The sequence below is a fragment of the Oceanisphaera sp. genome (assembly GCF_052084945.1).
Taxonomy (GTDB): domain Bacteria; phylum Pseudomonadota; class Gammaproteobacteria; order Enterobacterales; family Aeromonadaceae; genus Oceanimonas.
Map to the genome: position 1 here is coordinate 1 of NZ_JBQDEX010000103.1, position 9,998 is coordinate 9,998.

Consider the following 9,998-nt stretch of genomic DNA (forward strand, 5'->3'; position numbering starts at 1 on the left):
ATGGCGTGTCGAGGGAGGTGACTCTGTTTCCTTTTTATACTGTATTTAAATAGATCGATTATTTAGTGTGTTTGGTATTATTTTAGCGGATTGATAAAAACCCATAAAAAAAGCCGCAATATATTGCGGCTTTTTTGTGCGTATGATTCGCGGGTTATTTTATATCGTCGTGATGAGAACAAGGAGTGTCGTGGCAGTGGCCATATAGGTACAGACTGTGGTTGGTCAGTTTAATATTAAACTGATTGGCAATAATCTGTTGGCGCTCTTCAATGATTTCATCATGGAACTCAATGACCTTACCGCAATCTAGGCAAACTAAATGATCATGGTGTTCTTGAGTTGCCAATTCAAATACTGACTTGCCGCCTTCAAAGTGATGGCGAGCAACGATGCCGGCATCATCAAATTGGTTTAACACTCGATAAACGGTGGCTAAACCAATTTCTTCACCTTGATCTATCAGCATTTTGTACAGATCTTCTGCACTCACATGCTCAGTGTCGGGGTGTTGTAAAAGCTCAAGGATCTTTACGCGGGGAAGCGTCACCTTGAGACCTGCTTTCTTCAACGCTTGATTGTTGTCAGCCATAAGAATAAAGTTTCGCAATTCGTGAGGTTATTGCTTTCATTGTGCGTGTTCTTCCCGTTAAAGGCAACCATCAATCGGGTTTTGTCGGCTTGTGCCATGATCCAGAGCAATAAGCCTGATAGTGGAGGGATTTTTTGCTAATATTGAGCTCACTCTTACTGGTCGGATGAGATGATGAAGTATATATTTGCCCGCCCTCGTTTGCTGGCGTTTTTGATGAATTGCTGGCCCCCTTTTTGGGGGGCGGGCATTCGCATAGAAAAACTAGGCCAAGACTACCGATATTGCCGAGTCGGGCTCACATTAAGATGGTGGAATAAAAATGCCAACCGCACCCAATATGGCGGTAGCTTGTTCTCTATGACAGATCCTGTCTACTCGATGTTATTGATGGGAATTCTTGGAGAAGGCTATTATGTATGGGATAGAGCGGCGAGTATTACCTTTATTCAGCCTGGACGAGGGCATGTTTATGCTGATATTCATTTGAGCCAAGAGCGGCTTAATGAGATACTCAATGCGACCCTAGATGGTCATAAGCATTTTCCTCGTTTTCGTATTAATATCGTAGATGATGAAGGGGCACTAATAGCTGAAGTTGAACGAACACTTTATGTACGTAAAAAAGCCAATAAGTAATATAAGTGAGACGCACAAATTTTTCTTATGTTATGAATTGTAAAATTATTTGCGATTACTAGGGAACTTCGTCCATACTTAAGCTGCCTAAGAGGTCTTTTTGACTATCATAGAAAAAGGAGCATATAAATGCGCAATAAAATGATGTTAACTGCAGGTATCGTTGGTACTTTGATGCTGGCTGGTTGTAGCTCAAACACTGGCGTTGAAACTAAGCTGGATGGTCTGTCACAAGATATCCAAGCTGTTCAGCAAGGTCAGCAAATGAACTCTGCTAAAATTGATCGTTTGGCTGCTGATGTTGCTGAAGCCCGTGCTTCTGCAGATCGCGCTAACTCTCGTCTTGATCAGATGGGTCGTTACACCAAGTAAGTTTTGGTGCAACGAAAAGCCTGGCTTCGGCCAGGCTTTTTTTTGCCTAAAATTTAAGAGTATGAAATCAAACTAATACCAATCTACCCCGAGCGTAGGGTCAAACTTATTCGACCTCTTTAGGCCTTGTTATGGTTTTTAGTCGATTAAAATCGACCCTAGAGAAGCCATAAAACCTGATCAGTTAGTTTTCCAGATAGATATGAGTCACGGCCAAATCTAGGAGCGATATCGTGACAGAGAGTTTTCTTAATAGGGAGGATACGCCGTCAGTTAGCTGCGAAAGCGATGTGTACGGCGTAAATCTAGAGTGCGTTTAAGGTTACTGGCCAACGACTTGTGGCATACCTTGGCGATGACCAATAATTTGCTCAATGAGTTCTTGGTTTGCTCCTTGTTCTATTAAAGGCGCTAAAGTACTCATATCCAGTGGTGTCTCATCAGCTAAGCCCTCGGGGGTTAAGGGTTCATGAGATTCAATAAAGGTCTGCCCGTACTCATCGGTACTCACCTTAAGGGCTTGGTTTACTATTTGTACTTGTACACCCCGAGCGACTTGTGCAAATAACCATTCCACATGTTCAGGGTACATACGAATACAGCCAGCACTGGAGCGTAACCCAACATCTAATGGCGCATTCGTGCCGTGAATAAGATACTCGCCACGGCCGTAGGCTAAGCGCATAGCATACTCACCTAACGGATTATCAGGCCCTGCTGGCACAACGGCGGGCAAGGATTTACCCATTTCTTCGTATTCGCGGTGTGTGGTGGCTGTGGGTGTCCAGGTGGGATCTTTGCGCATTTGGCTAATACTGGTGGTCATTTCGGGCGTTGAGCGGCCCACTCGACCAATGCCAATAGGGAACACATAGACGTTACTGCCATCTTCAGGATAATAATAAAGGCGCAACTCAGCGAGGTTAATCACTATCCCTTTGGTATCGGCGTTAGGCAATAGTAACTGATTAGGAATAAGAATTTCTTGTCCAGGCTTTAGCAACAGTAAGTCTTGGTCTGGGTTAGCTGCCAGTAACAAAATAGGACTCACTCCATAATAGCGTGCTAGGCTGGCTAGTGTGTCTTCCTCTTGTGCGGTGTGCAGTAATACCTGACCGACGGGTTGCCCTTTATTTTCAGGTAGCGGCAGGGGGGTGATGTTAGCCAGTACCGACGTGGCTGGTAGCAGCAGGGATAGCAGTAAAATCGTTAATTTTTTCATAATAAAATTCTCGTAACCCGGTCGTCGTATAGGCTCTACGATATGAGTATATAATTGAAAGCTAACGCTAAAGACACAAAAAAGGGACGCAGCGCTGCATCCCTTTTTAGACTCGAAATGGCAGATTAAGACTCCAGCTCTTTCAAGCACATCTCTTCATAAACTTGTTTACACCAGTCTTTTACACGCTTTTGTGTTAGCTCTGGCTGGCGATCTTCATCAATACCTAAACCAATAAAGTGGGCGTCATCGGCCAGTCCCTGAGACGCTTCAAACTCGTAGCCTTCCGTTGGCCAGTGACCCACAATAATAGCGCCTTTAGGCTCAATAATATCACGCAGTGTCCCCATAGCGTCCAAGAAGTACTCAGCGTAATCTTCTTGATCACCACAGCCAAAAATAGCCACTAACTTATCGTTAAAGTCGATGGTTTCTAGTTCAGGAAAAAAATCATCCCAATCGGCTTGAGACTCACCGTAATACCAAGTTGGAATACCCAATAGCAACAGATCGAAACCAGCAATATCTTCTTTTGTACTTTTTGCAATATCACGTACATCAATCAGACTCTTGCCCAGTTCTTTCTGGATCATTTTGGCAACGGCTTCGGTATTACCGGTGTCACTTCCAAAAAACAGACCTACACTTGCCATAATAAAGTTGCACCTATCGAAAATGTGAATAATCAGGCCATGGGCCTATTGGCTGTCCTGTAGTTCAAGCTGTTGCAACAGCAAGACTTGGATCAAATCGGCTCGGCTAAGCTGCTGCTCGGCGGCCAGTAAATTCAGTCGCGTTAATAATGCCTGATCGACTTTTAATTCGATGCGACTGAGGCCGCGCTCGCGATCACGCTTAAGTTGGTTACGCTTATTGAATTTTAGTTGTACTTCGCGTGGCAAGGGGTTGGTTTTAGGTCGACCCCGCCTACGCTCATTGGCAAACAAATCCAGCGTTGTTCTATCGGTATCTTGCTTCGCCATGAGTTAACCTACGCCGGCCCCTTCCCATAACGCTTCTATAATGCCCTTTGCAATAAAGCCAGAGCAGCCTAAAAACAATACGGCCCATACGACGTAACGGCCAAATTTAGGCACATTGCCTCGCTTAAGTACATCTTGAATGGCGAGTCCAATCAACAGAAAGATAGCTACAAAAAAGAGCTTTAAGCCCCAAGTTTCCAGTAGCTCGATTTGTTCTAAAGACATCATATCGTCCGACTGTTATAAATTAGTGCCACTATAACATAAAGGATTTAGGGCTGTTAACTGGCCTGAGTAAGGAAATCCAGTACCAGACGATTAAACAGCTGCGGTTTTTCGGCATGCAACCAGTGTCCAGTGCCTTGAATAACTTTCGCTTTAGCCTGCGGGAATTGTCGAACGACCTCGGCTTGATATTGCGGCATTAAATAATCAGACTCGCCGCCTTTAATAAACAATACTGGGCCAGAGTAGGGCACAGGTAGGCCGGGCCATCCCATTATATTAGGGTAGCTTTCTAACAATGCGGCCACATTAAAGCGCCAAGGATCCGCTGGGCGATTAGGTACAAATGACTTTAATAAAAACTGTCGCACTCCCATCATCTGCACATGTTGACTGAGTACGGTATCTGCAGATTGTCTGTCTGGGCACTTTGCGGCGATAACTGCCTGCAAGCCGGCAAAGACTTCACTATGGCGGGCTTTGGTATAAGCCACTGGGGCCATATCTGCCACAACAATGGCGCCAATCAGTTCTGGTGCTTGGCCTGCGACCATCATGGCGACTTTTCCTCCCATTGAGTGGCCGATTAAGATGGGCGCAGCTAGGTCAAGCTGTTCAATCAGTCTAATGATATCCTCAGCCATGGTATAATAATTCATCTGTTGGCTGCGTGGCGAGAGTCCGTGATTACGTAAGTCGACACTGATCACGTCATATTGTGCTGCTAATACCTTGCTCAGACCATTTAAATTATCCAAACTACCAAATAACCCGTGGATCACAATAACCGCTTGGCCTTGGCCTTGGCGACGAATATTCAATTGCATGGAGCGTTCCTGGCGAGAAATAAAGGGGGATATTGTTGCTTGATCGTACATCATGCGCAACCCGCTTGGGCACATCGCCCGCTCCATGTATAATCAGGCTCCGTCATTGGGAGTGGACATGCCAAAAAACATGATGAAAAACATAGAGATCGATGAAGATCTATATCGTTATATTGCCAGTAATACTCGCCATATTGGGGAAAGTGCGTCAGATATCTTGCGCCGCTTATTACAAATAGAGTGGGTTGATACTCAGTCTGAGCACCCAGTACCTTCGGCCAATGTGGCAAAGTCAACGGCGCCTACCGTGCCTGTTGGGCAACGTATTAAAGAAATGCTGCAAAGTCAGGTATTGACCGAGCAAGAGTCGGCGATTGATCGCTTTATGCATATATTGTCGGTCTTATATCAAGACGACCCCAATGCCTTTGCTCAGGCCAGTGACATTAAAGGCCGCAAGCGCATTTATTTTGCCGACGATGAAGCCGCTTTATTAGCCAGCGGTAACACCACTAAACCTAAAGCCATTGCAGGCAGCCCCTACTGGGTGATTACAAATACAAATACCGGGCGCAAGCGCAACATAGTGGCTCAATTAATGGCCGCTATGGGGTATTCGCACGGTGTGATAGAGCGGGTGTGTCACAGCATCTAATGTAAGTTAAGCCGCTTAACGTTGATATAAGGAAGGACATGAGTAGACACCCTAGAGCCGGTATGCGTGCGAATGCCGATGAATTGGTTGATATTGCGCAATTAATATCTGCGTACTATCAAAGCCAGCCTGATGCGTCTCAAGTAGAGCAAAAAGTGTCTTTTGGCACCTCTGGTCATCGTGGGTGTGCCCTGGACTTAAGCTTTAATGAAACTCATATTCACGCCATCTGTCAGGCTATTGCTGAATATCGGCACGTACAACGGATAACGGGGCCTTTGTATCTCGGCATGGACACTCATGCTTTATCAGAGGCGGCGTGGGGCTCGGCATTAGAAGTGTTAACCGCGCATAATATTGAAGTGAGAATACAGCCCGACCGTGGTTATACGCCAACGCCTGTCATTTCTCATGCCATCCTTAATCATAACCGCGTTAATCCCGAGGCACTAGCCGATGGCATAGTGATCACCCCTTCCCATAATCCTCCTCGCGATGGAGGCATTAAATATAACGGGCCCGATGGCGGACCCGCTTCCAGTATCACCACAGGTTGGATTCAAGATAGAGCCAACCACCTTATCGCACAGCAGGGTGAAGGCATTTGTAAGCAAGCGTTGCATAAGGCGCTAACTCAAGCGGTGGCGTTTGACTATATCGAAAACTATGTCAGCGAGTTGGGGGAGGTGATTGATATGTCCGCCATTCGTGAGGCAGGAATACGCATTGGTATCGACCCACTTGGTGGCGCGGGCTTAGCCTATTGGGCCCCTATTGCTAAGCGTTATGGCTTAGATATTACCGTGGTTAACCCCAGCCAAGACCCAACTTTTTCATTTATGACGTTAGATCATGATGGAAAAATTCGCATGGACTGTTCAAGTCCCGATTGCATGGCTAACTTATTGGCCATGAAAGACGATTTTGATATTGCCTGCGCCAACGATCCTGATTACGACCGCCATGGTATTGTTGACAGTGAAGGCTTAATGAACCCTAATCATTATTTAGCGGTGTGTATTCATTATTTATTTACCCACAGACCCGCTTGGTCTAATGAGCTTGCGGTAGGAAAAACATTGGTCTCATCATCCATGATCGATCGCGTTGCAGCACAGTTAAGACGACGCTTAATGGAAGTTCCAGTTGGTTTTAAATGGTATGTTAATGACTTACTGGAAGGTCGCTTAGGCTTTGGCGGAGAAGAAAGCGCCGGAGCCTCGTTTTTACGGATGAACGGCCAAGTTTGGAGTACAGATAAAGATGGCTTTATTCCTTCTTTACTAGCTGCTGAAATATTAGCAGTTACTGGTCTCACACCACATCAATATTACGCGCAATTAGTTGAGCAGCTAGGTGATCCTGTGTATGCCCGAGTGGATGCGCCTGCCAGCTTTGCGCAAAAGCAGGTGCTAGCCAAGTTAGCAGCCGATGCCATAAAGGCAGAGACGTTAGCCGGAGATCCCATTATTGCACGGCTTACTCAAGCGCCTGGCAATAACGCTGCCATTGGTGGCCTTAAAGTGGTCACCGATCATGGTTGGTTTGCCGCTCGCCCTAGTGGCACAGAGCAAGTCTATAAAATATATGCTGAAAGCTTTCGCGGAGATGAGCATTTAGCGCGTCTTATTCAAGAAGCACAAACTTTGGTTAGCGCTACTTTTACTCATGCCGGCGTATAATTAATTATTGTGAGGGGAGGGGGTGACACGCTTAGCCCCTCACCCCTAGCCCTCACACTTTATTAGGTGAGGTACTCATGAACGCCAATCAACTTCAAGATTTTTTAGCGAGCAGTCTCGCCAACCCGCACTATCTTCCTCCGATTAACCACAGCCTACCCGATGGTACCCAGATACAAGTATGGAACACCGGAGTCATGTGTATTGAACCACTTGCTCCAGCCAATATCGACCTAGTGCTCTCTTGTGGTATTCATGGTAACGAAACCGCTCCCATTGAACTGTGTGTACGGCTTCTTAACGATATTGTGAGTGGTCGGCTGCATTGCCGACAGCGACTCTTGCTGATATTTGGTAACCTTGCCGCCATTAACTTAAGCGTGCGTGAGGTAAATACCAATCTCAATCGCCTATTTTCAGGGGCGCATGGCTTAAAAGGTTATGTACAGACGCAGCTAAAAGCGGGGGCGATGGCCAACGAACAAGATAAAGAGCCGGAAAGGGCGGCCTGGCTTGAGCACTATGTGACCCGTTTTTATCAACAGCGAGCTTGCGGACAGGTTGAGCGACGACATTACGACTTACATACCGCTATTCGCCCCTCACAATATCCCCAATTTGTTATCTACCCTTTTACCCACGGCGCCCCCTTTCATAAAAAGCAATTGGCTTTTTTATGTCACTCAGGTGTGAACACTATTTTATTGGCGCACGGGCCCACTACTACTTTTAGTTATTTTAGTGCCCACCAGTGGGAGGCTCATGCTTTTACGGTCGAGTTGGGTAAGGTGCACCCTTTTGGTGAGAATGACGCCAGCCAAGTAGCTGCTCTAGAGCACAATCTGGCGCGGTTATTACAAAACCCAGACTGGCAGCCTCCGCAACTTGATATTGCACACATGCGTGTATTCAAGGTGCAGCAAGAAATTGTCAAAAAAAGTGAACGGTTTTGTTTTCACTTTTCTGATGAGGTGGCAAATTTTCACACCTTTTCGCCTGGCACAATCTTGGCAGAAGACGGTAAGCAGCAGTGGCGAGTGGGTGAAAAGCCCCAAGCGGTAGTATTTCCTAATGCTAAGGTTGCATTACAACAACGCGCAGCACTTATGGTGGAAGTGACTGAATTAAAAGGAGATATGTTAATTTGACAGGTAAAGTTAGCGGTTAACACTTGTTAATAAAAGTTGCGTTAGATCACACTAGGGCCTTTAAGTTTAATTATTTGATTTATTTTGTGAACAAAATGTAGATTTTTGGTGTCGATGTGTGTAATTTATAACTCACCAACACCCAGTCGATAGTATACAACTGACGCCATGCCCTAGTTAGCTGGTGCGTTATATTTTGAATAAGTGAAGGAATCACAAATGAAGCAAATGAGTAAGCGCATTTTAACCGTTTCTGCACTGGCTATGGCCGTTGCTGCCCCCTCTGTTAGCGCCGCTAACTGGTCTGATACCTTTGTGGGTTACCGCTACGGTACTCAGTTTACTGAGCCTACTATTGATAAAAAAGTTAAAAAGCACGTGCTAAGCCTGACGCATGCCAGCGGCTATGACTACGGCCAGAACTTTTTTAATGTTGATTTATTGCAATCTGATAGCAATGATCCTGCAGCCGGTGATGAAGGAAATGATGGTGACAAAGGAGCGTTTGAGGCTTATGTAACCTATCGCCATCAGTTACATTTAGGGAAAATTTTTAACACTGACCTAAGCTTTGGTCCGGTTAAAGAGGTAGGGCTAACTGCTGGTTTTGATTTAAATACTAAAAATACAACTTTTGCTCCACGTAAACAAATGTTGGTAGTAGGGCCAACATTAAAATTTGATGTGCCTAAAGGTTTTGTAGACTTCTCAGTGCTTTACGCCCACGAGCGTAATCATAAAAATATCCCAGCTATTAATGTTAACGAAGACGTGACGTTTAACGACTACACTATTTATAACTTAACTTGGGGCGTACCATTCGATTTAGGTCCAGTACCTATGAAGTTCCAAGGCTTTGGTAACTATATTACTCCTAAAGGCCTAGGTATGACTGATGAAACACTTGTGCGTACCAATCTGATGGTTGATGTAGGCCAATTAGCCTTTAACAAGAGCAACACCGTTTGGGCGGGTGTGGGTTACGAATACTGGCGCAACAAGTTCGGTAACCAAGACAAGGTTGGCATAGATACCGACGCCGTTACTGCTAATTTAGAATGGCATTTCTAAGATAACTATTTAATGGCGAACCTTCGCCATTACCTTAAAAGAGCGCCCACAAGGGCGCTCTTTTTGTTGCTGGGTTAGAGCTTAATCTGCTCTTTGAACACTGCGCTATGTAACGCTTGGCGCTCAACAGAGTAATATCAATCTGTAAAATTAACTGAACAAAAATTTTTCGCCACTGAATCCACGGAAGAACACGGAACCATAGAGATAAGATCTGAAAAAGACTTTATAGGGTAAGAGCCAAACACCCAGCTATTAGTAGGGGAGCCCTTCGTTTTTTACTTAATACAAACTGACCACATATTTTTACGTTGAGCGCTGGGGCACAAAGATCAACTTTTATATCAATCTACCTTACAGAAGCCATAAAACCTGATCAGTTAATTTTCCAGATGGGTATAACTAGGTTTTATTGTGCGTTTTCTTCTCTTTTTTAGCCACTTTAGGGCCAAACGGGTAGCGCCTGTGAGTAAAAATATAATGATAAATACTGGCAAAACCTATCATAAATAAGGTGCCAAACAGGGTGGGCAAAATAAAGTCTAATGCGGCCAGCTCAGGATCGGCCAAGTAAATAAGAAT

12 protein-coding genes and 1 pseudogene are annotated in these 9,998 nt (G+C 45.1%); 6 read left to right on the top strand and 7 right to left on the bottom strand.

From position 1 onward, the window contains the following. Window positions 1-154 precede the first annotated feature (154 nt). Window positions 155-592 carry a ferric iron uptake transcriptional regulator gene (gene fur / locus ACTHY5_RS09545; protein ID WP_441879066.1) on the bottom strand — a complete coding sequence of 146 codons (438 nt, stop codon included), beginning with the start codon at window positions 590-592 and terminating at the stop codon, window positions 155-157. Between the two features lie 174 nt (window positions 593-766). Between fur and ACTHY5_RS09550 the strand changes: the two genes are divergently transcribed. Beyond that, complete coding sequence (locus tag ACTHY5_RS09550; RefSeq protein WP_441879083.1) at window positions 767-1,231, top strand: DUF4442 domain-containing protein; 465 nt, start codon at window positions 767-769, stop codon at window positions 1,229-1,231. 129 nt (window positions 1,232-1,360) lie between these two features. Further along, window positions 1,361-1,603, top strand: coding sequence for an LPP leucine zipper domain-containing protein (locus tag ACTHY5_RS09555; RefSeq protein ID WP_208004904.1), 243 nt, complete (start codon window positions 1,361-1,363; stop codon window positions 1,601-1,603). 322 nt (window positions 1,604-1,925) lie between these two features. On the opposite strand, the gene ACTHY5_RS09560 is transcribed toward ACTHY5_RS09555, so the two are convergent. The 5 genes from ACTHY5_RS09560 to ACTHY5_RS09580 all read right to left on the bottom strand — a co-directional run bounded on the left by ACTHY5_RS09560 (window position 1,926) and on the right by ACTHY5_RS09580 (window position 4,860). After that, window positions 1,926-2,825, bottom strand: a complete 900-nt coding sequence (locus tag ACTHY5_RS09560; protein WP_441879068.1) for a L,D-transpeptidase family protein — start codon at window positions 2,823-2,825, stop codon at window positions 1,926-1,928. Between the two features lie 125 nt (window positions 2,826-2,950). After that, on the bottom strand, window positions 2,951-3,478 hold the full coding sequence (gene fldA / locus ACTHY5_RS09565) for a flavodoxin FldA (protein ID WP_441879069.1): 528 nt from the start codon (window positions 3,476-3,478) through the stop codon (window positions 2,951-2,953). A 45-nt stretch (window positions 3,479-3,523) separates the two neighbouring features. Continuing rightward, complete coding sequence (gene ybfE / locus ACTHY5_RS09570) at window positions 3,524-3,808, bottom strand: LexA regulated protein (protein ID WP_441879071.1); 285 nt, start codon at window positions 3,806-3,808, stop codon at window positions 3,524-3,526. Between the two features lie 3 nt (window positions 3,809-3,811). Then, window positions 3,812-4,033: a DUF2788 domain-containing protein gene (locus ACTHY5_RS09575; RefSeq protein ID WP_441879073.1), complete on the bottom strand. Its 222-nt coding sequence runs from the start codon at window positions 4,031-4,033 to the stop codon at window positions 3,812-3,814. Between the two features lie 56 nt (window positions 4,034-4,089). Then, entirely contained in the window at window positions 4,090-4,860 is a 771-nt protein-coding gene (locus ACTHY5_RS09580; RefSeq protein WP_441879075.1) for an alpha/beta fold hydrolase, read from the bottom strand. Window positions 4,861-4,993: 133 nt separating this feature from the next. Here ACTHY5_RS09580 and seqA point away from each other — a divergent pair, with 133 nt between their 5' ends. The 4 genes from seqA to ACTHY5_RS09600 all read left to right on the top strand — a co-directional run bounded on the left by seqA (window position 4,994) and on the right by ACTHY5_RS09600 (window position 9,416). After that, entirely contained in the window at window positions 4,994-5,515 is a 522-nt protein-coding gene (gene seqA / locus ACTHY5_RS09585) for a replication initiation negative regulator SeqA (RefSeq protein ID WP_441879085.1), read from the top strand. A 38-nt stretch (window positions 5,516-5,553) separates the two neighbouring features. Further along, the gene (gene pgm / locus ACTHY5_RS09590; RefSeq protein WP_441879077.1) at window positions 5,554-7,197 is read left to right on the top strand and encodes a phosphoglucomutase (alpha-D-glucose-1,6-bisphosphate-dependent); all 1,644 of its coding nucleotides are present in this window, start codon (window positions 5,554-5,556) and stop codon (window positions 7,195-7,197) included. Between the two features lie 77 nt (window positions 7,198-7,274). Further along, a complete protein-coding gene (astE, locus tag ACTHY5_RS09595; RefSeq protein WP_441879079.1) occupies window positions 7,275-8,345 on the top strand; it encodes a succinylglutamate desuccinylase in 1,071 nt (356 codons plus the stop codon). A 219-nt stretch (window positions 8,346-8,564) separates the two neighbouring features. After that, window positions 8,565-9,416 carry an outer membrane protein OmpK gene (locus ACTHY5_RS09600; RefSeq protein WP_441879081.1) on the top strand — a complete coding sequence of 284 codons (852 nt, stop codon included), beginning with the start codon at window positions 8,565-8,567 and terminating at the stop codon, window positions 9,414-9,416. A 402-nt stretch (window positions 9,417-9,818) separates the two neighbouring features. Here the strand turns inward: ACTHY5_RS09600 and ACTHY5_RS09605 are convergent. Continuing rightward, window positions 9,819-9,998: pseudogene (locus tag ACTHY5_RS09605) on the bottom strand (HPP family protein); the annotation flags it as partial.

What these genes read in the sequence shown, in the direction of transcription:
- ACTHY5_RS09580 (WP_441879075.1), bottom strand. Translation starts at nt 4,860, where the DNA reads ATGCAATTGAATATTCGTCGCCAAGGCCAAGGCCAAGCGGTTATTGTG.
- ACTHY5_RS09575 (WP_441879073.1), bottom strand. Translation starts at nt 4,033, where the DNA reads ATGTCTTTAGAACAAATCGAGCTACTGGAAACTTGGGGCTTAAAGCTC.
- ybfE (WP_441879071.1), bottom strand. Translation starts at nt 3,808, where the DNA reads ATGGCGAAGCAAGATACCGATAGAACAACGCTGGATTTGTTTGCCAAT.
- fldA (WP_441879069.1), bottom strand. Translation starts at nt 3,478, where the DNA reads ATGGCAAGTGTAGGTCTGTTTTTTGGAAGTGACACCGGTAATACCGAA.
- pgm (WP_441879077.1), top strand. Translation starts at nt 5,554, where the DNA reads ATGAGTAGACACCCTAGAGCCGGTATGCGTGCGAATGCCGATGAATTG.
- astE (WP_441879079.1), top strand. Translation starts at nt 7,275, where the DNA reads ATGAACGCCAATCAACTTCAAGATTTTTTAGCGAGCAGTCTCGCCAAC.
- ACTHY5_RS09555 (WP_208004904.1), top strand. Translation starts at nt 1,361, where the DNA reads ATGCGCAATAAAATGATGTTAACTGCAGGTATCGTTGGTACTTTGATG.
- ACTHY5_RS09550 (WP_441879083.1), top strand. Translation starts at nt 767, where the DNA reads ATGAAGTATATATTTGCCCGCCCTCGTTTGCTGGCGTTTTTGATGAAT.
- fur (WP_441879066.1), bottom strand. Translation starts at nt 592, where the DNA reads ATGGCTGACAACAATCAAGCGTTGAAGAAAGCAGGTCTCAAGGTGACG.
- ACTHY5_RS09560 (WP_441879068.1), bottom strand. Translation starts at nt 2,825, where the DNA reads ATGAAAAAATTAACGATTTTACTGCTATCCCTGCTGCTACCAGCCACG.
- ACTHY5_RS09600 (WP_441879081.1), top strand. Translation starts at nt 8,565, where the DNA reads ATGAAGCAAATGAGTAAGCGCATTTTAACCGTTTCTGCACTGGCTATG.
- seqA (WP_441879085.1), top strand. Translation starts at nt 4,994, where the DNA reads ATGAAAAACATAGAGATCGATGAAGATCTATATCGTTATATTGCCAGT.